Source organism: Eoetvoesiella sp. (assembly GCF_035555955.1).
GTDB lineage: Bacteria > Pseudomonadota > Gammaproteobacteria > Burkholderiales > Burkholderiaceae_B > Eoetvoesia.
Window position 1 is genome coordinate 130,090 of record NZ_DATMGA010000066.1, and the last position, 23,124, is coordinate 153,213.

Here is a 23,124-nt window from a genome sequence, read left to right on the forward strand (position 1 = left end):
GCGTGCCCCAGGCGCTTTGTCCGATGGGGCGCGCGCCCGGCCAATCCCGTGCCGCCCCGGCGGCTTCACGGTCCATCAAATCAAGGAGCAGTTCTTGTCGACATCCAGCACTCAGCGCCCATCGGGGCGCGCCGCCGCCCAACTGCGGCCGCTTTCCATCGAAACCGGCTATACCCGCCACGCCGAAGGCTCGGTGCTCATCAAGGCCGGCGATACGCATGTGCTGTGCAACGCCAGCGTGCTGGACAAGGTTCCCCCGTTTTTGAAGGGCAAAGGGCAGGGGTGGGTGACGGCCGAATACGGCATGCTGCCGCGATCTACGCATACCCGCTCCGACCGCGAAGCGGCGCGCGGCAAGCAAAGCGGCCGCACCCAGGAAATCCAGCGTCTCATCGGGCGCAGCCTCAGGGCGGTATTCGACCTGCGCGCCCTGGGCGAACGCACCCTGCATCTGGACTGCGACGTCCTGCAGGCCGATGGCGGGACGCGCTGCGCAAGCATCACCGGCGCCTGGGTGGCGGCGGCGCTGGCTATGCGCAAGCTGGCGGCGCAAGGCCAGCTTGCGGGCGATCCCATCAAGGACAATGTCGCGGCGGTTTCGGTCGGCATGGTCGGCGGCCAGGCCGTGCTGGACCTTGACTACCCGGAAGACTCGGACTGCGATTCGGACATGAATATCGTCATGACCGGATCGGGCGGTTTCGTCGAAGTGCAGGGCACGGCCGAGGGCGATACCTTCGACCGCGTCTCCTTGAACACTTTGCTGGATCTGGCCCATGCCGGAATCAGCCAGTTGATCCAGGCGCAGAACCGGGCCTTGCGGGACGTCGGTTAAACTGGAAGCCGGCGCCGTTGCCCATTCCTTTATTTTCCGTCCCAGTCCCATGAATACCAGCAAAGTCGTCCTGGCCTCGAACAACCCGGGCAAGCTAAAAGAGTTTTCCGCCATTTTGTCTTCGGTGGGAATGAATATGGTGCCGCAAGGGGAGTTGGGGGTTTCCGAGGCGGAAGAGCCTTACGCGACTTTCGTGGAAAATGCGCTGACCAAGGCACGCCACGCCAGCGCCGCCACCGGGCTGCCCGCCCTGGCGGACGATTCGGGTTTGTGCGTCGATGCCCTGGGCGGCGCGCCCGGCGTGTATTCGGCGCGTTACGCGGCTATGAACGAGGGCGGGCAAAAATCCGACTCCGCCAATAACCGTCTGCTGGTAAGCCGGCTGGCGGGAGTGGCGAACAGGCAGGCCAGCTATATTGCCGTGCTGGTTTATGTGCGCAGCGTCGATGACCCACGGCCCATCATCGCCGAGGGCATATGGCAGGGCGAAATCGTCGATATGCCGCGTGGCGGGCACGGCTTTGGCTACGACCCCCATTTCCATCTGCCCGAGCTGGGGCAAACCGTCGCCGAACTGGAGCCCTCCGTCAAGAACAGCATCAGCCATCGGGCCCAGGCCCTGAAAAAGCTGCTGCAAGCCTTGCGCGAGCAAAGCGGCGCCTGAATGGTCCGTCCCGTTTTTTCCATCGTTCCGGAAGAAAAAATCCAACGCAGAAGCGACGCGGCCGGCGCGGGGCTGTCCGTGCTGACCAGCTTGCCGCCTTTGTCGCTGTACGTGCACGTGCCCTGGTGCGTGCGCAAATGCCCTTATTGCGATTTCAACTCGCACGAAGCCGGCGGCGAGATTCCCGAAGAGCAGTATCTGGAGGCCCTGCGCGCCGACCTGGAGCAGGCCCTGCCGTCGATCTGGGGACGACAGGTCGTCTCCATCTTCATTGGCGGGGGCACCCCCAGCCTGCTGTCCGCCGCCGCCGTCGACCAGATGCTGGCCATGTTCCGCGCCTACCTGAATCTTTGGCCGCAAGCGGAAATCACCATGGAGGCCAACCCCGGAACCGTGGAGGCCGCGCGTTTCCGCGAGTACGCGCGCAGCGGCATCAACCGCTTTTCGCTGGGCATACAAAGCTTCGACGATGCCGCGCTGCGAGCCCTGGGCCGCATCCACGACGCCAGGCAGGCCTGTGCCGCCATCGAAACCGCGCAGAACTGCGTCGAACGCGTCAACCTGGACATCATGTTCGCCTTGCCCGGCCAGACCATGGAGGAATGCGCCGCCGACCTGCGCCAGGCCATGTCCTTCCAGACCGAGCATCTGTCGCTTTACCACCTGACCCTGGAGCCCAACACCGTATTCGCCAAGTTTCCGCCCGCCGTGCCGGATGACGATACGAGCGCAGCCATGCAGGACCAGGTTGCCGAACTGGCGGAGCAGGGCGGCTGGGAGCGCTACGAGGTTTCCGCCTATGCCCGAAAGAGCGGGCGCTGCCGGCACAATCTCAATTACTGGGAGTTCGGCGATTACCTGGGCATTGGCCCCGGGGCGCACGGCAAGCTGTCGTTCCACGACAGAATCATCCGCCAGGCCAGGCTGAAGAACCCCAAAAGCTGGATGGAAAAAGCGCCGCTCATGAATGGCAGCCATCTGGCGGAAGACAGGCAGGTGCTGCCGGAAGAGCTGCCTTTCGAGTTCATGCTCAACGCGCTGCGCCTGCGGCAGGGCGTGCCGTCCAGCAGCTTTACCGAACGCACCGGGCTATCGCTGGCGGCCATCATGCCTTGCATCGATGCCGCCGTGGACAAGGGGCTGTTGCTTGCCGACCCCGCACGCTTGCAGGCCAGCCCGCTGGGATGGCGGTTTTTGAACGATTTGCTGGCGGAGTTTTTGCCCTGAGTTCTTTTTGCACTGCTATTGCACCGCATTTTGCCCCATAATGGGGCGTTGCACCGATTTCGAGCAGTCCATTTGCCTTCGCATCGCCATGCCGTGCCGATATTCCGGTCTTGAAACTGGCACGGTTATTGCTTTAGTGTCATTCAAGCAGCAATGCCAATGTTCGATATTTCCTTGATCCAGGAGTTTTTATGTCCACCCCCGAAGAAGTTGTTAAGCTAATTGCAGACCGCGAAGTCGCATTCGTCGACTTCCGCTTTACCGATACCCTGGGCCGCGAACACCACATGACGGTGCCGGGCCATACGGTGGACGAAGACAAGCTCGAATCCGGGCAGGCGTTCGACGGTTCGTCGATTTCCGGCTGGAAGGGCATCGAGGCATCGGACATGGTGCTGATTCCCGATACCGCCTCCGCCCGCCTGGACCCGTTCCGCGAAGAAACCACGCTGATCCTCACCTGCGACGTCGTCGAGCCTTCCGACCTCAAGGGCTACGACCGCGACCCTCGCTCCCTGGCGAAACGCGCCGAGGCCTACCTGAAGTCCAGCGGATTGGGCGACACCGCCTACTTCGGCCCGGAGCCCGAGTTTTTCGTCTTCGACGGCATTACCTGGAACGACGACGCCTCGGGCTGCTTCGTCAAGATCAAATCCGAAGAAGCGTCGTGGTCGCGCGGCCTCGAACTGGATGGCGGCAACCTGGGTCATCGGCCCAGCGTCAAGGGCGGCTATGTGCCCGTGCCTCCGGTCGATTCCTTCCAGGACATGCGTTCCGAAATGTGCCTGCTGCTCGAGCAGCAAGGCGTGCCGGTCGAAGTGCACCACCATGAAGTCGCGGGCCCGGGCCAGCTGGAAATCGGCACTCAGTTCAGCACCCTGGTCAAGCGCGCCGACTGGAACCAGATCTTGAAATACACCATTCATAACGTAGCCCACGTCTACGGCAAGACGGCAACCTTCATGCCCAAGCCCGTCGTCGGCGACAACGGCTCGGGCATGCATGTCCACCAGTCCATCTGGAAAGACGGGCAAAACCTGTTCGCGGGCAACGGCTACGCCGGTCTGTCCGAGTTCGCGCTGTACTACATCGGCGGCATCATCAAGCATGCCCGCGCCCTGAATGCCATCACCAACCCGGGCACCAACTCGTACAAGCGCCTCGTGCCCCACTACGAAGCACCGGTCAAGCTGGCATACTCGGCCCGCAACCGCTCGGCGTCGATCCGCATTCCCTACGTCGGCAGCCCCAAGGGCCGCCGCATCGAAGCGCGCTTCCCCGACCCCCTGGCCAACCCTTATCTGGCTTTCTCGGCCTTGATGATGGCCGGCCTGGATGGCGTGCAGAACAAGATCCACCCCGGCGATCCCGCCGACAAGAATCTGTATGACCTTCCGCCTGAAGAAGACGCCAAGATCCCGACCGTGTGCGCCTCGCTCGAAGAAGCGGTGGCCGCCCTGGATTCGGATCGCGAATTCCTGACGCGCGGCGGTGTGTTCAGCAATGACATGCTGGATGCCTATATCGAACTCAAGATGGCCGAGATCACGCGCCTGCGCATGACCACCCATCCGGTCGAGTTCGATATGTACTACAGCCTTTAACCTTTGCCATGCCGGGCAGGCCGTAACCTTATGCTGAATATCGAAAGTTACGACCTGCTCGCCACCGCGGTCATCCTGCTCGACGAACAGGGCAGGGTGCGGTATGCAAACATCAGCGCGGAAGAACTGTTCGGGCTGTCGCGCAAGCAGTTGCTCGGGGCTTTCGGCAGCGCCTTGTTCGGGTCGGATGCCATGCTGGAGCCGCGTTTCCTGGATGCGGTTCACGGCAAGTATGGCGTGCTGCGCCGGGACATCACCATCCGGCAGGCCGAAGCCGCCGTGCCGGCGAGCCTGGTGCTCGTGCCTCTGGAAGGCCAGCCCTGGAGCGCCTTGCTCGAAATCCGCGGGCTGGACCAGCACGATCAACTGGACCGCACTTTGCAATTGAGCAAAGAACTCAAGGTTCAGCGCGAATCGCTGCGCAATCTGGCGCACGAAGTCAAGAACCCTTTGGGCGGCATACGCGGCGCGGCGCAGCTTCTCGAAGCCGAGCTGCCGCCCGATCATCCTTTGCGCGAGTACACCAGCGTTGTCATCGCCGAGGCGGATCGCCTGAGGGGGCTCATCGACCGATTGATCGCGCCGCAGGAAGAGGGGCTGAGCAGGCTCCCGTTCAATATCCATGAAATCTGCGAGCGGGTGTATACCTTGCTGCGCGCCGAGTTTTCCGCGCAGATCGACATTTCACGGGATTACGACGCCTCGGTGCCCGACCTCGCGGGAGACCCCGCGCGCCTGGTGCAGGCCTTGCTGAACATCGCCCGCAACGCCGCGCAGGCCCTCGTCGAGAGCGGTTCGGTGGCCGAGCCCAGGCTGATCCTGCGCACACGCATAGGGCGACAGCTGGTGCTGGCAACCCGCCCGGTGCGCATGGGCGTCGTGGTGTCGGTCATCGACAACGGCCCGGGCGTGCCGCAGGATCTGCATGACAAGATCTTTCATCCGCTGGTCACGGGGCGCGCCAACGGCACGGGCCTGGGCCTGAGCCTGGCGCAAGAATTCGTGCAGCAGCACGGCGGGGTCGTGGAATTCGATTCGCGGGAAGGCCACACCGAATTCCGCATGATCCTGCCTTTGGAGTCAGTATGAAACCGGTATGGATAGTCGACGACGATCAAAGCATACGCTGGGTGCTGGAAAAGGCCCTGGCCCGAATACCCTTGCCGACGCAAAGCTTCGCGTCGGCCGGCGCCATGCTCGACGCGCTGGAGTTTTCAATGCCTTCAGTGCTGGTCACCGATATACGCATGCCGGGCAAAGATGGCTTGACGCTTCTGCAGGAGATCAAGCGGCGCCATCCCGATCTTCCCGTCATCGTCATGACCGCTTTTACCGATCTGAACAGCACGGTCGCGGCTTTCCAGAAGGGCGCTTTCGACTACCTGGCCAAGCCCTTCGACATCAATGACGCGGTGGCGCTGATCCAAAGGGCGGCGGCCAGCAAGCCCGAGGCCGACACGCAGGCGCCGGTCGCCGCCGACCCCTCCGCGGGACGCATCATGCTGAAATCGTCGTCCGTCGCCATGCAGGAGGTGTTCCGCGCCATCGGCCGGCTGGCGGTTTCCCCTGCCACCGTGCTCATCACAGGCGAATCGGGAACCGGCAAGGAACTGATCGCACGGGCCCTGCATACGCACAGTCCCCGCGCCAACGGTCCGTTCATCGCCCTGAACGCCGCGGCGATACCGCGCGACCTGCTCGAGGCCGAGCTGTTCGGGCACGAGCGGGGCGCTTTTACCGGCGCTACGCATATGCGGCGCGGCCGCTTCGAAGAGGCCGACGGCGGCACCTTGTTCCTGGACGAGATCGGCGACATGCCGTTCGAGCTGCAGACCCGCCTGCTGAGAGTGCTGGCCGAAGGCAGTTTCTACCGGGTAGGCGGCTCGCAGGCGGTTTCCGTCAACGTGCGCATCGTCGCCGCGACCCATCAGCCGCTGGAGCAGCGGGTGGCCCAGGGCCTGTTCCGCGAGGATCTGTTCCATAGGCTCAATGTCATTCGATTGCGCCTGCCGCCGCTGCGCGAGCGCAAGGAAGACATTCCCGCGCTGGTCGAACTGTTCCTGCAGAACAGCGCCCGCAGCCTGGGGGTTTCGGTGCGCCATATTACGCCGGAGGCCATGCAGGCGCTGATCGCCTTCGACTACCCGGGCAACATCCGGCAATTGGAGAACTTTTGCCACTGGCTGACGGTGATGTCGTCCGGCCAGCAGGTCGGCTACAAGGATCTTCCGCCCGAAATCATGGCGGCGGCCAGGGCCGATGGTGCAAGAGAGACCGCGGCGCCCTCAAACCAGGCGCCGGCGGGCCCGGCCCAGGCCGAGCCGGTGCGGGCCGGAGTCTCGCCGGCTGGAGGCAGTGGCTCATGGACGGCCCTGCTGGCCGGCGAAACACAAAGCAAGCTGAACCGCAACGAACCGGCCATCATGGCCACGCTGTTGCGCGAATTCGAGTCGGTGCTGATCAACACCGCGCTTGCGCATTGCCGCAACCGGCGGGCCGAAGCCGCGCAGCGCCTGGGCATAGGCCGCAATACGCTTACGCGCAAATGCCAGGAACTGGGTATCGACAAAGGCGGCGCTGAATAAAGCCGCGCCGGGCCGTCAATCCGCATTCATGCGCAAGCCGGCTTGGGCGCGTTGCGCCATCAGCGCTTCGCGGCGTATGAAGCCGCCGACGAATTCATTGGCCGGCCGCTCGTGCAAGGCGCGGGGCGTATCCCATTGAAGCAGCGCTCCTTCATGCATGATGCCGATGCGATCCGCGATGGCGAACGCCTCGGCCTGATTGTGGGTGACCAGCAGCGCGGTATGGCCTGTTTGCCTGAGGATGTCGCGCACTTCGAAGGCCAGGCGCTCGCGCATGTCGACATCCAGGTTCGAGAAGGGCTCGTCCAGCAGCAACAGTTCGGGCCCGGGCGCCAGGGCACGCGCCAACGCAACGCGCTGCTGCTGGCCGCCCGACAGTTCGTGCGGATAGCTTCGCGCCGAGCCGGCCAGGCCCACCAGTTCGAGCAGTTGTTCCACGCGCGCGATACGCTGCTTCTTGTCGAGGCGGCGCAAGCCGAACGCCACGTTTTTCTCGACGGTGATATGCGGGAAAAGCGCGTAGTCCTGGAACATCATTCCTACGCGGCGGCGTTCGGGTTCGATCTGGGTTTCCTTCGACGACAGTATCTCCCCGCCAAGGCGGATGGAGCCTGCGCGCAAGGGCTCGAAGCCGGCGATGGCGCGCAGTATCGTGGTCTTGCCGCAGCCCGATGCGCCGAGCAGGCAGCCTATATGGCCTTTCTCCAGGCCGAGCGACAGGTTTTCCACGACTTGCCTGATGCCCTCGGGCGTGTCGTAGGCGAGCGAAAGGTGGTCGAGATCGAGCAGGGTGGACATGGATCAGTACCGGGGTGCGAGTTGGTGGCGCGCCAGCAGAACAACCGGGGCGATCCCGGCCAGGACGATGGCCAGGGCGGCGACGGCGCCTTCTTCGTAGGTGCCTCGCGCCGCCTCCGCGTAAAGCCAGGTGGCCAGTGTTTCGAAATTGACGGGCCTGAGCAGCAGGGTGGCCGGCAGTTCCTTCATGGCGTCCACGAAAACCAGCAGCGCCGCGGCGCCCAGGGCGGGGCGCAGCAATGGCAGGTGCACCCGCCGCAGCGTACCCGTGGACGTTTCGCCCAGGAGCCGCGCCGCATGCTCGAGTGAAGGCGGGATGCGCGCCAGGCCGGACTCGATGCCGCCCACAGAGATGGCCAGGAAGCGGATGGCATATGCGCCCACCAGGACGCCGCTCGAACCCATGAGGATCAGGCCGGGCGGCGCAGAGGTGAAAAGCCCTGCCAGCCAGGAAAGCAGGCCGTCGGCCAGTCCCACGGGAGCGAGCAGGCCGATGGCAAGAACCGTGCCGGGCAATGCATAGCCCATGGTGGACAGCCGCGCCGCCGCGCTCGTGAATGGGCTTCGGCCTGTTTGCGAGCGGCGGGCCGCCCAGGCGACGACCAGGCCGCAGGCCATGGTGGCGGCCGTGGCGAGGAGGGCGATGCGGACCGTGTTGTAGCCGCTATCGAGCAGTTGTTCGGAAACACCGCCGGCATAGTGCAGATGCTTGCGTGTTTCGTTGAGCAGGTACAATGCCGGCGCGGCGAAGCCGGCCGCAACGGGCAGCCAGCCCAGCGCCATGGCCGCTACCGCCCGGACGCCGCGCAGCCGTACAGGCTGCATGGGACGCATGCGCTGGGTATTGCCGTAGCGCTCGCGCTTGCGCGCGCGCCGCTCCAGCAGGATAAGCGCCGCAACCAGGGCCAGCATGGCAAGCGCTATTTGCGCGGCACCCGCCAGGTCCGAGCGCGTCACCCATGTGGTGTAGATGGAGACGGTAAGGGTCTGAACCCCCAGGAATTCGGACGCCCCGATGTCGTTCAGCGTTTCCAGCAGAACCAGGCTGACGCCAACCGCGATGGCGGGCCTGGCCATGGGCAGCGCCACATGCAGAAAGGCGCCGCGGCGGCTCAGCCCCAGCATGCGGCCGGCCTCGATCAGGCTTGCCGCCTGGGTGGAAAACATGATCCGGGTGCTCAAGTAGACGTAGGGGTACAAGACAAAGCCCAGCAAAAAAATGGCCCCGGGCAGGCTGCGCAAGTCGGGAAGACGGAAGTCGCGAGGGCTGTCGTAGCCCAGCACATCGCGGATCAGTGTCTGGACCGGGCCTATGGGGTGCAGGATATCGAGATAGGCGAACGCCACGATATAGGTAGGCACGGCCAGGGGAAGAAGCAGCGCCCATGACAGGCTGCGGCTGGTGGGAAACGAATAGGCCGTTACCAGCCAGGCGGCGCCGGCGCCAAGAACTGCGGCCAGGGCGCCGACGCCGGCCATCAGCAGCAGCGTATTGCCCGCGGCAATGGGCAATACATACTGCAGCAGGTGCGACCAATGGTCCAGCGTCCCTTGGGTCGCCAGCCAGCCCAGCGCGGCGACCGGCGCGGCTACGCATGCGGCGATAGCCAGGGCGCCGCAACGCCAGCCGCCATCGCCGCTAATTGTCGAAGCCAACCTTATCCACCAGTTGGCTGGCTTCTTTGCGATGCTTGGCGATTTCAGCCAGGGGCAGGGGATCGACAACCAGCGGCCCGAAGCCGGCGACGACGGGATCCAGCTTTACGCCGGCCCTGACCGGATATTCATAGTTGGCGTTGGCATACAGGCTTTGGGCTTTTTCCGAGACCAGGTATTCCAGCAGGCTGACCGCCTGGGCTTTGTTCGGTGCGTGCCTGGCCACCGACGCTCCGGAAATGTTGACGTGGGTGCCCCGGTCGTGCGCTTGTTCGAAGACAGGGCGGACGACGTCGATGGCATCGCCCCATTTGCGGGCGTCGGTGCCGGGTTTGGCGTTTTTCATGTGGCCGACGTAATAGGCGTTGGCGATACCGACATCGCAGATGCCGCCCAGGATGTCGCGCGCCACGTCGCGGTCGCCGCCAGCCGCCTTGCGGCCTAGATTGGCCTTGACGCCGCGCAGCCAGGTTTCGGTGCGCGCGGCGCCGTTATGGGCGATCATGGCGGCAACCAGCGCCGTGTTGTAGGGATGCTGCCCCGAGCGGATGCAAACCTTGCCCTTCCATCTGGGGTCGGCCAGCGATTCGTAGGTCAGGCCCTTGGCGTCGATGCCCTTGGCCACGTAAGCGACGCGGTCGCGCAGCGACAGGGCGAACCATTGATGGTCGTCGCCGCGCAAATTGGCGGGGATGACGCTTTCCAGCACCTTGGAGTCGATGGGTTGGGTAACCCCGCCCTGGACGAGATCGACGAGATTGCCGATATCGACGGTCATGAGGACGTCGGCGGGGGATTTTTCGCCTTCCGCCTTGACGCGTTCGAGCAGGCCGTCCTTGATGAAGACGGTATTGACCTTGATGCCGCTGTTGGCGGTGAACTGTTCCAGAATCGGCTGTATGAGCTTGGGTTCGCGGGTCGTGTACAGATTGACTTCGGCGGCTGCCGCCAGGGAAGACGAGAAAGCCAGGCCGGCCAGTATCAATGACCCAAGCAGGGGCGTAAGCGTTCGAGATGAGCGCATGGTGATCCTTTTGTGGAAAGTGGAATGGACTGCGGGGAGCGGCTGCGTGGGAATCAACGTTATATATCTAAATAAAAATAATTCTTATGTAGATATACAATAACTATATCAGACAATTTTGACGAAAACAACTTTACAAGGCAAAAAAGAGCGTATACGCTGTATATCACTGAGCTTTGATTTGCACCTGCAGTAGGGTTTTTGTTCGAGTCAAAGTAAGTTTCAGCGTAGAAGCAACGCGATTTGCCAAGAATATGTTTTAGTTTTATTTGATATGTTCGCACAAACTGTTGTTTTATGGGCAATATGCCAAATACGCTAAAATTGTTTCTTTGTAGATCCGAAGATTTATTCGGGCCTGGTGCAATTAGCATGTTTGCACTCTTTTTTGACTCTACCCGGCTTTTGATTCCAGACTCTTCGCAATCTGTTCAGACCCCGGGTTTTATATAGACAGACAGCCATGGCAGCCTTCAATTCCGAGCAAGTTCTTAGTGTCCGCCACTGGAACGACACCCTGTTTTCCTTCACGACCACACGTGACACCGCGCTGCGTTTTCACAACGGCCACTTCGTCATGCTGGGTCTAGAGGTGGAAGGAAAGCCCCTTATGCGCGCCTACAGCATTGCCAGCGCCAACTACGAAGAAAACCTCGAATTCCTGAGCATCAAGGTTCCCAACGGGCCGCTTACCTCGCGTTTGCAGCACCTCAAGGTGGGCGACTCGGTTCTGGTCAGCAGAAAGCCGGTGGGCACCCTGGTCGTCGACGACCTCAAGCCCGGCAAGCATCTGTACCTGTTCGCCACGGGCACCGGCCTGGCGCCTTTCATGAGCATCATCAAAGATCCGGACATCTACGACCGCTTTGAAAAAGTGGTTCTTCTGCACGGCGTCCGGCATGTCAGCGAACTGGCCTATGCCGACTACATCCAGAACGAACTGCCGGCCAACGAGTATTTCGGCGAAATGCTCAAGGACAAGCTTATCTACTATCCCACCGTAACGCGTGAATCATTCCGCAACCAGGGGCGCATCACCACCGTCGTCGAAAACGGCAAGTTGTTCGAAGACATCGGCCTGCCGCCCCTCAATCCGGAAACCGACCGGGCCATGCTGTGCGGCAGTCCCGCCATGCTGACCGATATCTGCAAGATGCTCGACGATCGCGGCTTCGTCGTGTCGGCGGGTGTCGGCGAACCGGGCGACTACGTGATCGAGCGCGCCTTCGTCGAAAAATAATCGACGGCGTTTCAATCCGGCCCCCGCAGGTTCGGGTTTGTCCTAGCGGAAATGCCTTCCGCGCGGCGCAAATCCTGGCTGCGGGGGCTTTTAATTTTTGCTATAGCTGTTTAAACTCTGATAGAAGTTATTGTTTAATTATTTCAGAGAGTTATTCATGGCCAAGCAAATCATTCACACGGACGCGGCCCCCGCCGCGGTCGGCCCTTATTCGCAGGCGGTTGTTGCGGGCTCGGGAAAAACGGTTTATTTGTCGGGCCAGATCGGGCTTGAACCGGGAACGGGAGAACTGGTTTCCGAGAACTTCGAAGGGCAGGTCCGGCAATCGTTCGCCAATATGCAGGCGGTCATCGAGGCCGCCGGCGGCACCCTGGACAGCATCGTCAAGCTCACGCTGTTTCTGACCGACCTCAGCAAGTTCGCCAGCGCCAACGCCATCATGGCCGACATCATTCCCCAGCCTTATCCGGCGCGCTCCACCATAGGCGTGGCCAGCCTGCCCAAGGGCGCCCAGTTCGAAGTCGAGGCGGTCATCGTCATTTAAGTACCGATAGCCCCGCACCCGCCGCTTATTCATGGCAAACACGCAGCGCAAGCGCCAGGCCGCGGAGACCGCCGCGCCGGGCGGCGCCACGGCAACCTCGCTGCTGGAGCGCAAGCTCCAGCGCCTGGGCCTTACAGATCCTCAAAGCTGTATCGTGCACCTGCCCATACGCTACGAAGACGAAACCCGCATCGTGCCCGTTGCCTCTCTTCGTCCCGGACAGCCGGCGCAAGTCGAGGTCGAAGTGCTGCGCAGCGAAGTGCTGTTCCGCCCAAGGCGGCAGTTGTCCGCCCTGGTGAGCGACGGCAGCGGCGACCTGGTCTTGCGCTGGCTCAATTTTTACTCCAGCCAGGAAAGACAGCTGGCGGCCGGCAAGCGCCTGAGGGTCAGGGGCGAAGTGCGAAACGGCTTTCAAGGGCTCGAAATGGTGCACCCCAGGGTGGGAGCGGCAGGGGGGCCGCTGCCTGCCGCATTGACGCCGGTCTATCCCACTACCGACGGCCTTTCCCAGCCAGCGATCAGGCGGGTCATCGACAAGGCCCTGGAAACGGCGAACCTCGACGACACTCTGGACTCCACGATCCGCGAGCGCTACGGCCTGATTCCCTTCGACGAAGCCATACGGGTGCTGCATCACCCGCCGGCCAATGTGTCGTACGACGATCTCATCGAGCGCGGACATCCCGCCTGGCGGCGCATCAAGTTCGACGAGCTTCTGGCCCAGCAGCTTTCGCTGGCGCTGGCGCGGGCCGCGCGCCTGGAGCAGCGGGCCGAACCTTTGGCGAAGACCGGCGGCCTGGTCCGCGCCTTGCTCGATGCCTTGCCGTTCAAGCTCACGGCGGCGCAAAAGCGCGTCGTGGCCGAGATTTCCCATGACCTGAAGCGCTCGTTTCCCATGCACCGCCTGCTGCAGGGCGACGTGGGCAGCGGCAAGACCGTTGTCGCTGCCCTGGCGGCGGCCCAGGCCATAGCTTCCGGGGCGCAGGTTGCGATCATGGCGCCAACCGAAATCCTGGCCGAGCAGCATTTCATGAAACTGGCCGATTGGCTTGCGCCCCTGGGTGTGCGGATAGCCTGGCTGACCGGCAGCCTGAGCGTCAAGAAGCGCCGCGAAGCCACGGCAAGCATCGCCAGCGGCGAAGCGCAGCTGGCCATCGGCACCCAGGCGCTTATCCAGGACAAAGTGGATTTTGCGCGGCTGGGCCTGATCGTGCTCGACGAGCAGCACCGGTTCGGCGTCGGCCAGCGGCTGGAGCTAAGCCGCAAGGGCGAGGGCTCGGCCGGCCTGGCCGAGCTGATTCCCCACCAGTTGAACATGAGCGCCACACCCATACCGCGCACGCTGGCCATGACGTTCTTCGCCGATCTGGATGTGTCGGCCATCGACGAACTGCCGCCTGGGCGCAGCCCGGTCGTGACCAAGCTTGTCTCGGATACGCGCAGAACCGAAGTGGTCAGCCACGTGCTTACCGAAATCCGCGCCGGGCGGCAGGCGTATTGGGTCTGTCCGCTGGTCGAGGAAAGCGAGGTGCTGCAATTGCAGACGGCTGTCGATACGCACGCCTGGCTGGCCCAGGAACTTCCCGGCCTGCGCGTCGGCCTGGTCCATGGCCGCCTCAAGCCCGATGAAAAAGCCGGCGTCATGAGCGATTTCCGGGCGGGGCGCCTGGACGTGCTGGTTGCAACCACCGTCATCGAGGTCGGGGTCGACGTGCCCAACGCCACGCTGATGGTCATCGAACATGCGGAACGGTTCGGCCTGGCGCAGCTGCATCAGTTGCGCGGCAGGGTGGGGCGGGGCAGCGGGCAATCGGTATGTGTGCTGTTGTACCAGGGTCCGCTTTCGCAAATCGCCCGGCAGCGTTTGCGGGCCATGTACGAAACGACCGATGGTTTTGAAATAGCCAGGCGCGACCTGGAGCAGCGAGGGCCCGGCGAATTCCTGGGAGTTCGCCAGTCCGGGGCCGCTTTGCTCAGGTTTGCAAACCTGGAAACGGACGCCTTGCTGCTGGAGCAGGCGCAAACCCTGGCCGCCGAGTTGTTGAAAAACGGCTCCGGCATTGCGCAACGGCATCTGGCGCGCTGGATGCGCGGCAAGCAGGATTTTCTTCGCACCTGACCGGCTGGCGGCGCCGCCTTGCTTTCGCGGCAAGACGGCGCAAGGCGGGCGCGGCCATTGTTTATTGTTTTATGACAGGAATAGTATGACCCTGACTGAGCTTAAGTACATTGTGGCTGTAGCCCGTGAACGCCATTTCGGCCGTGCCGCCGACGCCTGTTTCGTCAGCCAGCCCACGCTGTCGGTCGCCATCCGCAAGCTCGAGGACGAGCTGGGCGTGGTCCTGTTCGAGCGCGGTGGCGCCGAAGTGGGCGTCACACCCATCGGCCTGCGTGTCGTCGACCAGGCGCAGCGCGTGCTCGAGGAAGCCACCAACCTCAAGGAAATCGCCCGCCAGGGACACGACCCGCTGGCCGGTCCGTTGCGCGTGGGGGTCATCTACACTATCGGGCCGTACCTTCTGCCCAGGCTGGTGCCGGCGCAAATCGAGATCACGCCACAGATGCCGCTGATTCTGCAGGAAAACTACACGACGCGCCTGTTGGAGCTTTTGCGCCAGGGGGAAATCGACTGCGCCATCGTCGCCTTGCCGATTCCCGACTCGGGACTGATGGTCCAGCCCTTGTACGACGAGCCTTTCGTCGTGGCCGTGCCCAAAAGCCATCCGTGGGCCAAGCTCAAGGAAATCCGCTCTTCCGACCTGAAGAACGAAACCATGCTGCTGCTGGGCACGGGGCATTGCTTCCGCGACCAGGTGCTGGAAGTCTGCCCCGAGCTTTCGCGCTTCTCGGCGTCGAGCGAGGGTATACAGCGCACCTTCGAAGGCTCCTCGCTGGAAACCATCCGGCATATGGTGGCGGCGGGCATCGGCATTACCGTGCTGCCGGCCAGTTCGCTTTCGGTGCACAACGCGCAAAGCGATCTGCTGGCCTACGTTCCTTTCGTCAAGCCGATTCCCGACCGGAGGGTCGTGCTGGCATGGCGTAAAAGCTACCCGCGCCCCACGGCCATCGAGGCGCTGATTTCGGCAATACACCGAAGCCGGCTGCCCGGCGTGGAGTATATCGGCGACGAACGCGCGCAGCATCCCCAACCCGCCTGACACCGGCCTGCAAACAGGCTTTGCGGGCCGGTGCGTGCGGCGCTGACCGGGCCTGGGCGGGCTGCGCCCATGGTATGCTAGCTATAGTCTTCTCCACTCGTCCAACCACCTTTTTTCCGTTCATACCACCAGGAGCACTCATGGCTAAGGCAACCGCAAAAACAGGCAAGGGCATCATGATCGATATCGGTATTTCCGAGAAAGACCGCGCGGCGATAGCGACCGAGTTGTCGAAGATGCTGGCCGATTCCTACACGCTGTACCTGACCACCCATAACTTCCACTGGAACGTCACCGGGCCGCTGTTCAGCACCCTGCATCAGATGTTCATGACGCAATACACCGAGGAATGGCAGGCGCTGGACTCCATCGCCGAACGCATACGCGCCCTGGGCCATTACGCGCCCGGCACCTACAGCGAATACGCCCGGCTGGCCTCCATCAAGGAACCCACGTCGGTGCCCGACGCCGAGGAAATGATCCGCATCCTGGTCAAGAACAACGAGGCCGTCGCCAAGACCGCGCGAACCGCGCTGAAAAAGGCGGATGCGGCCGACGACCAGCCCACGGTCGACCTGCTTACCGCGCGCCTCGACGTCCACGAGAAAAACGCCTGGATGCTGCGCAGCCTGCTGCAATAGGCCGGCCCGTGTCCAGGCTTTTCAGCCGTTTCCTGGCGGCAGCGGCAGCCAGCCTGCTTGCGGCCGGCGCCATGGCCGCCGAACCTTTGCGCATTGCCGTGGCCGGCCCCCTGACCGGGCCGGTTACGCAATACGGCGTCATGGTCCGGCAGGGCGTTGCCACGGCAATCGAGCAAATCAACAAGGCGGGCGGGGTGCTGGGCCGCCAGCTCGAAGAAGTCGACTACGACGACAGTTGCGAGTCCAAGCAGGGCCCCGTGGTTGCCAACCGCATCGTCAATGACGGCGTCGGGTACGTAGTGGGACATGTCTGCTCCGGCCCGGCCATTGCCGCGGCCAGCATCTACAACACCGAAGGCATCGTCATGATCACGCCGTCGGCGACGGCGCCCGCCGTCACGCAGGGCAAACATTACGATTTCATTTTCCGCACCATAGGGCGCGACGACCAGCAAGGCCCGGCCGCCGCCGGGTTCATCGCCACGGCCGTCAAGCCGAAAAAGGTCGCCATCCTGCACGACAAGCAATCCTACGGATTCGGCATAGCCAGCGCTGTGCGCAAGGGCCTGGAAGGCGCCGGCGTGCCGGTCGTGCTGTTCGAAGGCATCAACGCCGGGGACAGCGACTATTCGGCCATCATCACCCGCCTCAAAAGCGTCCAGGCGGATTTCGTGTATTTTGGCGGCTACCATCCGGAAATGGGCTTGCTGTTGCGCCAGGGCGCCGAGCAGGGCCTCAAGGCCCAGTTCATGGGGCCCGAGGGCGTGGGCAATCCCGACATCAATGCCATCGCCGGCTCCGCCGTCGAGGGCATGCTGCTGACCTTGCCCCTCGACCCGTCCACCGATCCCGCCAACGCCGCCATCGTCAAGGCGTTCCGCGACAAGAACCGCGATCCGGGCGGGGCCTTCCAATTGCCCGCTTATGCCGCGGTGCAGGCCATCGCCGACAGCATCAAGGCCGTAGGAGACGATCCCGTCAAGGTCGCCGCCTGGCTGCATGCGCATTCGTTCAACACCCCGCTGGGCGAAATATCCTGGGACAAGCAGGGCGATCTCAAGAATTTTCGATTCAACGTCTATCGCTGGCACAGCGACGGCACGAAGACGCTTTATAAATAAAGCATATGGGCGGGTTGCCGCCAATATCCCAGAAGCCGCGGCGGCTGTAGCCGGCAATAAAAAACCGTACAATATTGCACCTATGAACCACGAACTCAATCTTGCCTTCATCGGCGGCGGCAATATGGCCGGCGCGCTGGCTTCCGGCCTTATCGGCAAGCGCTGCGGCGCCTCCGACGTGCACATTGTCGACATCAACGAATCCACCCTCGACCAATGGCGCGAAAAGGGCGCGAGCGTAGCGCTGCGGCCCGATGCCGCGCTGTCAGGCCGACGCGTCTGGGTGTTCGCGGTCAAGCCGCAGGTCATGCGCGAAACCGTCGCCAGCTGCAAACCCTTTTTGCAGCCCGACACGCTGGTCGTCAGCATTGCCGCCGGCATTTCCAGCCAGACCATTTCGGACTGGCTGGGCGAGCCCGGCCGTCCATGGACCCGCCTGGTGCGCTGCATGCCCAACACGCCCGCCCTCATTGGCGCCGGCGCGACCGGCATGCTGGCCCTGCCGGGCGTGTCCGAGGCCGACAAAGCCGTCGCGCAGCAACTGTTCCGCGCGGTGGGCGAAGTTGCCTGGGTCGACAGCGACCAACTGCTCGACGCGGTAACCGCCTTGTCGGGCAGCGGCCCGGCCTATGTCTTTCTGTTCATCGAAGCCCTTATCGAAGGCGGCCGGAAACTGGGGTTGTCGGCCGAGCAGGCCCGGCTGCTTGCGCTGGGAACGCTCAATGGCGCCACCCAGCTTGCGGCGCTGTCGCCCGAATCCCCGGCCACGCTGCGCGACCGCGTGACGTCCAAAGGGGGCACCACGGCCGCCGCCCTCGATGTATTCAAGCAGCAAAATTTCACCGCCGTCGTGCAGCAGGCCATGCAGGCCGCCTACGACCGCGCCGCCGATCTTTCCCGCGAGTTCGCTCAATGACTTCTTCTTCCAGAACCTTTCTGCCCATGACCGGCAAGCAGTTTCTCGCCGCGGTCGGCGCGATGTGCGCCGTGGTCGTCGGATCCAATATTCTCGTTCAGTTCCCCATCAATCAGTGGCTGACCTGGGGCGCCATTTCCTATCCCATCGCCTTTCTGGTGTCCGACCTGCTGAACCGCCGCTTCGGCCCGTCCGCAGCGCGGCGCGTCGTCGTCGCCGGCTTTGTCGCCGCCGTCGTCTTTTCCGTTTGGGCGGCCACGCCCCGCATCGCCCTGGCTTCGGGCATGGCGTTCCTGTTCGCGCAACTGCTGGACATCACCGTATTCAACCGCTTTCGCGAGCAACGCTGGTGGCGCGCTCCGCTGCTGGCCGGCGTAGCCGGCGCCACGCTCGATACGTGCATCTTCTTCAGCGTGGCCTTTGCCGGCACGGGCATCGACTGGGTGTCGCTGCTTACCGGCGACCTGGCCGTCAAGCTGGTGGTCAACGCCACCATGCTGGTTCCTTTCCGGGTGCTGATGTGGAACCTGGGCCGGCCCGCCTTGCTTGGCTCCGGCATGGCGGACAATCTGCGCCGAAGCACCCAATAGCCGCCCGGCCGGCGCTTGTGCGTGGTGGAACTGCTTCCCCAGATTACCCAGCAAGTTTTCAACGGCCTCTCCCTGGGGGCCATCTATGCCCTGATCGCCATCGGCTACACCATGGTGTATGGCATTATCGGCATGATCAATTTCGCCCACGGCGAAATCTACATGATAGGCGCCTATTCCGGCCTGGTGGCCTTGTCCGCCATCGGCCTGCACAGCGGCTTGCCGCTGGCGCTGATTATCCTGGCCATGCTGCTGGTGGCGGGCGCAGTGACCGCCGCCTATGGCTACGCCATCGAAAAAATCGCCTATGCGCCGGTCCGCGGAGGGCATAGGCTGGCGCCGCTGATCACGGCCATCGGCATGTCCATATTCCTGCAGAACTGGGTGGCCCTGGGACAGGGCGCGCGCGACGTCGCCGTTCCGGCCCTGCTGCCCGGTTCGCTGCAGTTCGCGTTTACCGGCAGCTCGTTTCTGGTCACCTTCTCGTACTCGCGGCTCCTGATCATCGCCGTCACGGTCGCGGTCATGATCGCCCTGTCGCTGTATATAGGCCGCTCGCGGCTGGGCAGGGCTTCGCGCGCCTGCTCGCAGGACCTGCAAATGGCCAGCCTGCTGGGCATCGACACCGGACGAGTCATATCGTTCATATTCATGCTTGGCGCGGTGCTGGCGGCCGTGGGCGGGGTGCTCATCGCACTCACCATCGGCAAGCTCAATCCGTTCATCGGGTTCACGGTGGGTCTCAAGGCCTTCACGGCCGCGGTGCTGGGCGGCATAGGCAGCATTCCGGGCGCCATGCTTGGCGGCGTTTTGCTGGGCCTCGCTGAAACCCTGGCAGCCGCCTACCTGTCTTCCGAATACAAGGACATCGTCGCTTTTGCGCTGTTGATCCTGGTGCTGCTGTTCCGCCCCACGGGCTTGCTGGGCAGGCCGGAGGTGGAGAAGGTATGAAGAGCCTCCTTCGCACAAGATCCGCCCCTGACATGCCGCCGGACTCCGCTGATGGCGCGGCGCCTTCGGGGGTCGGAAAATCCCCGGGCGGCACGCTGCCTTCCAGGCTGAAAAGCGCCATGATCGCGGCGCTCCTGACCGGCATCATCGTTGCGCCCGTTCATGGCCTGCACATCGTGCGCGCCGCCGGCCAGCTTCATTTGAAAGCCGACTGGCCCTTGGTGCTGGGCGGCATGGGCGCGGTGTTCCTGTTCCAGTTCTTCCGTCCGGCCCTGGCCGCCTGGCTTGCCCGCCGCCGTCCCGCAGTGCCCGCCTGGCCGGCCTTGCCGCAACGCGCGCGCAGGCCGCTATCGTGGGCATTCCTGCTGGCCGCCGTCGCCTTGCCGTTCCTGGCGGATCGCGCGCAGATCGACATCGCCACGCTGGCGCTGATCTATGTCGTGCTGGGCCTGGGCCTGAACATCGTGGTGGGCTTTGCCGGTCTGCTGGATCTGGGCTATGTGGGCTTCTACGCCGTCGGCGCCTATTCGTATGCCTTGCTGTACCACTGGGCGGGCTGGGGCTTTTGGCAGGCTTTGCCGGTGGCGGGCCTTGCCGCCGCCTTGTTCGGCTTCCTGTTGGGTTTTCCCGTTTTGCGCCTGCGGGGCGATTACCTGGCCATCGTCACGCTGGGCTTCGGCGAGATCATCCGCATGGTGCTGACCAATATGCAGTCCATTACCAACGGTCCGGACGGCATATCGGGAATTCCCAAGCCCACCGTGTTCGGCCACGCCATGACGCGCCGCGCCCTGGACGGCCATGAAACCTTTCACCAATGGGTGGGCTTGGACTTCAGCACGCAGCATGCCATGGTCTATATGTATTTGCTGGCCCTGGCATTCGCGCTTTGCACGCTTTTCGTGACCACGCGCCTGGTTCGCATGCCCATAGGCCGAGCCTGGGAAGCCCTGCGGGAAGACGAGATCGCCTGCCGCTCGCTGGGTCTCAACCCCGTGCGCATCAAACTGTCGGCCTTTACGCTGGGCGCCTTGTTCGCCGGCGTCGCAGGCGCGCTGTTCGCGGCGAAGCAGGGCCTGGTCAACCCCGAATCTTTTACCTTCACCGAATCGGCGCTGGTGCTGGCAATCGTGGTGCTGGGGGGGATGGGCTCGCAGGCGGGCGTCATACTGGCCGCCATCCTGCTTACCGTCATACCGGAACTGGCGCGCGAGCTCGTCGAGTACCGCATGCTGATCTTCGGCCTGGTCATGGTGCTGATGATGATGTGGCGCCCGCAGGGGCTGCTGCCGGCCCGACGGCCCGAACGGGCGCCCAGGCCATGAGCGCGGCGCTGCTGGAGGTTCGCGGGTTGAGCATGAGTTTCGGCGGGCTGCGGGCCGTCGAGAACATCGCTCTGGACGTCGCAGCCGACGAAGTCTTTGCCGTCATCGGCCCCAACGGGGCGGGCAAGACCACGGTTTTCAATTGCATCAGCGGTTTCTACAAGCCCGGTTCGGGCCGCGTGCGGCTCGACGGCAAGGACGTAAGCGGCCTGCCCAGCCATAAAATGGCGCGCAAGGGCCTGGTGCGCACGTTCCAGAGCCCGCGTCTGTTCAAGAAGCTGACCGTGCTGGAAAACCTTCTGGTGGCCCAGCACCAGCATTTGCAGACGGCGCTTCTGCCCGGCTTTTTCACCATGCCGTCGTACCGCCGGGCGGAAAAGGCGGCGCTAGATGCCGCGCACCAATGGCTGGACTTCATGGAGCTGGGCGCCTACGCGGACCGTCCCTCCAGCCAGTTGCCGTACGGGCATCAGCGCAAGCTTGAAATCGCGCGCTGCATGGCCGCGGGGCCGCGCGTGCTGTTGCTGGACGAACCGGCGGCGGGGCTCAATCCCAGCGAAAAGCGGGAACTGCAGCAGCTCATCCTGCAGCTGCGCGCGCAGTTCGGCATTGCGATTCTCTTCATCGAGCACGATATGAGCATGGTCATGGGCATCTCCGACCGCATCCTGGTCATGGATCGCGGACAAGCCATAGCCTGCGGCGCGCCCGACGAAGTACGCGCGAACCCCCGGGTGATCAAGGCCTATCTGGGGGATGAATAGATGCTGAGGCTGGAACGCGTCCATACCCACTACGGCGCCATCAAGGCGCTGGACGATGTCAGCGTCGAAGTCAGGCGTGGCGAGATCGTGGCGCTGATCGGCGCCAACGGCGCGGGCAAAAGCACGCTGCTGATGACGGTTTGCGCCTCGCCCAGGGCAAGCCGGGGCAGGGTATGGTTCGAAGACGAGGACATTACCGCCTTGCCCACTTGTGAAATCATGCGTCGCGGCATTGCCGTGGCGCCCGAGGGAAGGCGGGTGTTTTCGCAATTGACGGTGCTCGAGAACCTGAGCATGGGCGGCTTCTTCCTGAACAAGCGGCAGCTCGCGCAGGGCCTGGACCATGTGCAGGGCCTTTTTCCCCGGCTGCTGGAAAGGTCCGGCCAGCGAGCCGGCACACTGTCGGGTGGCGAACAGCAAATGCTGGCCATAGGCCGGGCGCTGATGAGCCGGCCCAGGCTGCTGCTGCTCGACGAACCCACGCTGGGCCTGGCGCCCCTGGTCATCAACCAGATATTCGCCGCCGTCCGCCGTATCCGCGAAACCGGCGTAACCGTGCTCCTGGTCGAGCAGAACGCCGCCAAGGCGTTGCAGGCGGCGGATCGCGGCTATGTGCTCGAAACCGGCAAACTGGTTCTGGCCGACAGCTCCGCCAATCTGCTTGCCAACGAAGACGTCAAAAAAGCCTATCTGGGGGGATAGGCTTTTCGAGGTTTGAAAATACCTGGAGCGGAACCTGGCTTCGGGGCGCGCGGGCCCCAAGGCTGGAAGCGCTTTATGCCAGACCTTGCTTCTTGAGCGCCGCCTGCACGCCGGCGTCGGCGTCCATGCGGTCGAAGAACGCCGAAAGATTGGGCTTGTCGGAGAAGTCCACCTGTTTGGCCTTGGCCCAGCGCAAGATAGTGTACAGATAGGGGTCGGCAATGGAACGGTTGCCGGCCTGGTATTGCTTGCCTTCCAGGTTCTTGTCGGCCACGCCGAAAAGAAACTGCACGCGATCGACCGATTTTTGCGTAAGGATATTTTGCACGGCGGGGTCTTCGCTGTACGAGGCGGCGCCGAAGATCATCGAGAACGTGCGGTGCAGATCGGAATTGCAGAACGACAGCCAGCGGCGCACTTCGGCGCGCTCTTCGGGGGTTTTGCCATGCAGTCCCGTTTCGGGGTGTTTTTCGAGCAGGTATTCGACGATGGCGGGATTCTGGGTAAGGGTAAGCGAACCGTCGACCAGGACCGGAACCGATCCGACCGGATTCAATGCCAGAAATTCAGGGTTGCGCAAAGCCGTGCGCTCGACCAATTGCAGCTCGTAGGGCGTGCCTATCCATTCCAGCACGATTTGCGAGGCCAATGGGCAAGCGCCGGTCATGTAATAAAGTTTCATTCCTCTTCCTTCTTGATGAGATTGTCCAGATTGAACAGCAAAGCTCCAATTCTATCCCCTGACGCTCTGTTAACATAATCCAGGTACCGGACGC

At 63.3% G+C, this 23,124-nt stretch carries 22 protein-coding genes; 18 read left to right on the plus strand and 4 right to left on the minus strand.

Going from position 1 to position 23,124, the window contains the following annotated elements; translation table 11 throughout:
• The first annotated feature begins 94 nt into the window (after positions 1 to 94).
• From rph to ntrC, 6 genes are all read left to right on the plus strand, one after another.
• Positions 95 to 835 carry a ribonuclease PH gene (gene rph / locus VNT00_RS15565; protein ID WP_325589099.1) on the plus strand — a complete coding sequence of 247 codons (741 nt, stop codon included), beginning with the start codon at positions 95 to 97 and terminating at the stop codon, positions 833 to 835.
• A 49-nt stretch (positions 836 to 884) separates the two neighbouring features.
• On the plus strand, positions 885 to 1,499 hold the full coding sequence (gene rdgB / locus VNT00_RS15570) for an RdgB/HAM1 family non-canonical purine NTP pyrophosphatase (RefSeq protein WP_325589101.1): 615 nt from the start codon (positions 885 to 887) through the stop codon (positions 1,497 to 1,499).
• Positions 1,500 to 2,726 carry a radical SAM family heme chaperone HemW gene (gene hemW / locus VNT00_RS15575; protein WP_325589103.1) on the plus strand — a complete coding sequence of 409 codons (1,227 nt, stop codon included), beginning with the start codon at positions 1,500 to 1,502 and terminating at the stop codon, positions 2,724 to 2,726.
• Between the two features lie 191 nt (positions 2,727 to 2,917).
• The gene (gene glnA / locus VNT00_RS15580) at positions 2,918 to 4,330 is read left to right on the plus strand and encodes a type I glutamate--ammonia ligase (RefSeq protein WP_325589105.1); all 1,413 of its coding nucleotides are present in this window, start codon (positions 2,918 to 2,920) and stop codon (positions 4,328 to 4,330) included.
• 30 nt (positions 4,331 to 4,360) lie between these two features.
• Positions 4,361 to 5,419, plus strand: a complete 1,059-nt coding sequence (gene glnL, locus VNT00_RS15585) for a nitrogen regulation protein NR(II) (protein WP_325589107.1) — start codon at positions 4,361 to 4,363, stop codon at positions 5,417 to 5,419.
• On the plus strand, positions 5,416 to 6,915 hold the full coding sequence (gene ntrC / locus VNT00_RS15590; RefSeq protein WP_325589109.1) for a nitrogen regulation protein NR(I): 1,500 nt from the start codon (positions 5,416 to 5,418) through the stop codon (positions 6,913 to 6,915). The genes glnL and ntrC overlap by 4 nt, the downstream gene beginning before the upstream one ends.
• Before the next feature lie 15 nt (positions 6,916 to 6,930).
• Here ntrC and VNT00_RS15595 read toward each other — a convergent pair whose 3' ends face one another.
• Genes VNT00_RS15595 through VNT00_RS15605 form a run of 3 tightly spaced genes read right to left on the minus strand, consistent with a single transcriptional unit; the run spans position 6,931 to position 10,393 of the window.
• Positions 6,931 to 7,713, minus strand: coding sequence for an ABC transporter ATP-binding protein (locus tag VNT00_RS15595; RefSeq protein WP_325589111.1), 783 nt, complete (start codon positions 7,711 to 7,713; stop codon positions 6,931 to 6,933).
• Between the two features lie 3 nt (positions 7,714 to 7,716).
• A complete protein-coding gene (locus VNT00_RS15600) occupies positions 7,717 to 9,375 on the minus strand; it encodes an ABC transporter permease (protein WP_414650943.1) in 1,659 nt (552 codons plus the stop codon).
• The gene (locus VNT00_RS15605; RefSeq protein WP_325589115.1) at positions 9,353 to 10,393 is read right to left on the minus strand and encodes a Fe(3+) ABC transporter substrate-binding protein; all 1,041 of its coding nucleotides are present in this window, start codon (positions 10,391 to 10,393) and stop codon (positions 9,353 to 9,355) included. Before VNT00_RS15605 ends, VNT00_RS15600 begins: the two co-directional genes overlap by 23 nt.
• A gap of 463 nt (positions 10,394 to 10,856) precedes the next feature.
• Here VNT00_RS15605 and VNT00_RS15610 point away from each other — a divergent pair, with 463 nt between their 5' ends.
• The 12 genes from VNT00_RS15610 (at position 10,857) to VNT00_RS15665 (ending at position 22,348) form a co-directional block, all read left to right on the plus strand.
• Complete coding sequence (locus VNT00_RS15610; RefSeq protein WP_325589117.1) at positions 10,857 to 11,633, plus strand: ferredoxin--NADP reductase; 777 nt, start codon at positions 10,857 to 10,859, stop codon at positions 11,631 to 11,633.
• 157 nt (positions 11,634 to 11,790) lie between these two features.
• A complete protein-coding gene (locus tag VNT00_RS15615; RefSeq protein WP_325589119.1) occupies positions 11,791 to 12,177 on the plus strand; it encodes a Rid family detoxifying hydrolase in 387 nt (128 codons plus the stop codon).
• A gap of 31 nt (positions 12,178 to 12,208) precedes the next feature.
• Positions 12,209 to 14,296, plus strand: a complete 2,088-nt coding sequence (gene recG / locus VNT00_RS15620) for an ATP-dependent DNA helicase RecG (protein ID WP_325589121.1) — start codon at positions 12,209 to 12,211, stop codon at positions 14,294 to 14,296.
• 85 nt (positions 14,297 to 14,381) lie between these two features.
• Positions 14,382 to 15,338, plus strand: a complete 957-nt coding sequence (locus tag VNT00_RS15625; RefSeq protein WP_325589123.1) for a LysR substrate-binding domain-containing protein — start codon at positions 14,382 to 14,384, stop codon at positions 15,336 to 15,338.
• A 140-nt stretch (positions 15,339 to 15,478) separates the two neighbouring features.
• Complete coding sequence (locus VNT00_RS15630; RefSeq protein ID WP_325589125.1) at positions 15,479 to 15,979, plus strand: Dps family protein; 501 nt, start codon at positions 15,479 to 15,481, stop codon at positions 15,977 to 15,979.
• Positions 15,980 to 15,987: 8 nt separating this feature from the next.
• Positions 15,988 to 17,100, plus strand: coding sequence for a high-affinity branched-chain amino acid ABC transporter substrate-binding protein (locus VNT00_RS15635; protein WP_325589127.1), 1,113 nt, complete (start codon positions 15,988 to 15,990; stop codon positions 17,098 to 17,100).
• 82 nt (positions 17,101 to 17,182) lie between these two features.
• The gene (gene proC / locus VNT00_RS15640) at positions 17,183 to 18,016 is read left to right on the plus strand and encodes a pyrroline-5-carboxylate reductase (RefSeq protein WP_325589129.1); all 834 of its coding nucleotides are present in this window, start codon (positions 17,183 to 17,185) and stop codon (positions 18,014 to 18,016) included.
• A complete protein-coding gene (locus VNT00_RS15645; RefSeq protein WP_325589131.1) occupies positions 18,013 to 18,606 on the plus strand; it encodes a VUT family protein in 594 nt (197 codons plus the stop codon). Before proC ends, VNT00_RS15645 begins: the two co-directional genes overlap by 4 nt.
• Positions 18,607 to 18,627: 21 nt before the next feature.
• Positions 18,628 to 19,557 (plus strand): ABC transporter permease subunit, encoded by a 930-nt coding sequence (locus tag VNT00_RS15650; protein ID WP_325589133.1) that lies wholly within the window; start codon positions 18,628 to 18,630, stop codon positions 19,555 to 19,557.
• A 32-nt stretch (positions 19,558 to 19,589) separates the two neighbouring features.
• Positions 19,590 to 20,882 carry a high-affinity branched-chain amino acid ABC transporter permease LivM gene (locus VNT00_RS15655; RefSeq protein WP_414650944.1) on the plus strand — a complete coding sequence of 431 codons (1,293 nt, stop codon included), beginning with the start codon at positions 19,590 to 19,592 and terminating at the stop codon, positions 20,880 to 20,882.
• Positions 20,879 to 21,646, plus strand: a complete 768-nt coding sequence (gene livG, locus VNT00_RS15660; RefSeq protein WP_325589137.1) for a high-affinity branched-chain amino acid ABC transporter ATP-binding protein LivG — start codon at positions 20,879 to 20,881, stop codon at positions 21,644 to 21,646. Before VNT00_RS15655 ends, livG begins: the two co-directional genes overlap by 4 nt.
• Positions 21,647 to 22,348 carry an ABC transporter ATP-binding protein gene (locus tag VNT00_RS15665; protein ID WP_325589139.1) on the plus strand — a complete coding sequence of 234 codons (702 nt, stop codon included), beginning with the start codon at positions 21,647 to 21,649 and terminating at the stop codon, positions 22,346 to 22,348.
• Between the two features lie 73 nt (positions 22,349 to 22,421).
• Here the strand turns inward: VNT00_RS15665 and VNT00_RS15670 are convergent, their stop codons facing one another.
• On the minus strand, positions 22,422 to 23,030 hold the full coding sequence (locus tag VNT00_RS15670) for a glutathione S-transferase family protein (protein WP_325589141.1): 609 nt from the start codon (positions 23,028 to 23,030) through the stop codon (positions 22,422 to 22,424).
• Between the last annotated feature and the right edge of the window lie 94 nt (positions 23,031 to 23,124).

Excerpts from the sequence above, each read along its gene's own strand:
- VNT00_RS15645 (WP_325589131.1), top strand. The coding sequence starts at position 18,013 with ATGACTTCTTCTTCCAGAACCTTTCTGCCCATGACCGGCAAGCAGTTT.
- recG (WP_325589121.1), top strand. The coding sequence starts at position 12,209 with ATGGCAAACACGCAGCGCAAGCGCCAGGCCGCGGAGACCGCCGCGCCG.
- VNT00_RS15665 (WP_325589139.1), top strand. The coding sequence starts at position 21,647 with ATGCTGAGGCTGGAACGCGTCCATACCCACTACGGCGCCATCAAGGCG.
- VNT00_RS15605 (WP_325589115.1), bottom strand. The coding sequence starts at position 10,393 with ATGCGCTCATCTCGAACGCTTACGCCCCTGCTTGGGTCATTGATACTG.
- glnL (WP_325589107.1), top strand. The coding sequence starts at position 4,361 with ATGCTGAATATCGAAAGTTACGACCTGCTCGCCACCGCGGTCATCCTG.
- VNT00_RS15670 (WP_325589141.1), bottom strand. The coding sequence starts at position 23,030 with ATGAAACTTTATTACATGACCGGCGCTTGCCCATTGGCCTCGCAAATC.
- VNT00_RS15610 (WP_325589117.1), top strand. The coding sequence starts at position 10,857 with ATGGCAGCCTTCAATTCCGAGCAAGTTCTTAGTGTCCGCCACTGGAAC.
- VNT00_RS15630 (WP_325589125.1), top strand. The coding sequence starts at position 15,479 with ATGGCTAAGGCAACCGCAAAAACAGGCAAGGGCATCATGATCGATATC.
- ntrC (WP_325589109.1), top strand. The coding sequence starts at position 5,416 with ATGAAACCGGTATGGATAGTCGACGACGATCAAAGCATACGCTGGGTG.
- VNT00_RS15595 (WP_325589111.1), bottom strand. The coding sequence starts at position 7,713 with ATGTCCACCCTGCTCGATCTCGACCACCTTTCGCTCGCCTACGACACG.
- VNT00_RS15655 (WP_414650944.1), top strand. The coding sequence starts at position 19,590 with ATGCCGCCGGACTCCGCTGATGGCGCGGCGCCTTCGGGGGTCGGAAAA.
- livG (WP_325589137.1), top strand. The coding sequence starts at position 20,879 with ATGAGCGCGGCGCTGCTGGAGGTTCGCGGGTTGAGCATGAGTTTCGGC.
- glnA (WP_325589105.1), top strand. The coding sequence starts at position 2,918 with ATGTCCACCCCCGAAGAAGTTGTTAAGCTAATTGCAGACCGCGAAGTC.
- rdgB (WP_325589101.1), top strand. The coding sequence starts at position 885 with ATGAATACCAGCAAAGTCGTCCTGGCCTCGAACAACCCGGGCAAGCTA.
- hemW (WP_325589103.1), top strand. The coding sequence starts at position 1,500 with ATGGTCCGTCCCGTTTTTTCCATCGTTCCGGAAGAAAAAATCCAACGC.
- VNT00_RS15625 (WP_325589123.1), top strand. The coding sequence starts at position 14,382 with ATGACCCTGACTGAGCTTAAGTACATTGTGGCTGTAGCCCGTGAACGC.
- proC (WP_325589129.1), top strand. The coding sequence starts at position 17,183 with ATGAACCACGAACTCAATCTTGCCTTCATCGGCGGCGGCAATATGGCC.
- VNT00_RS15615 (WP_325589119.1), top strand. The coding sequence starts at position 11,791 with ATGGCCAAGCAAATCATTCACACGGACGCGGCCCCCGCCGCGGTCGGC.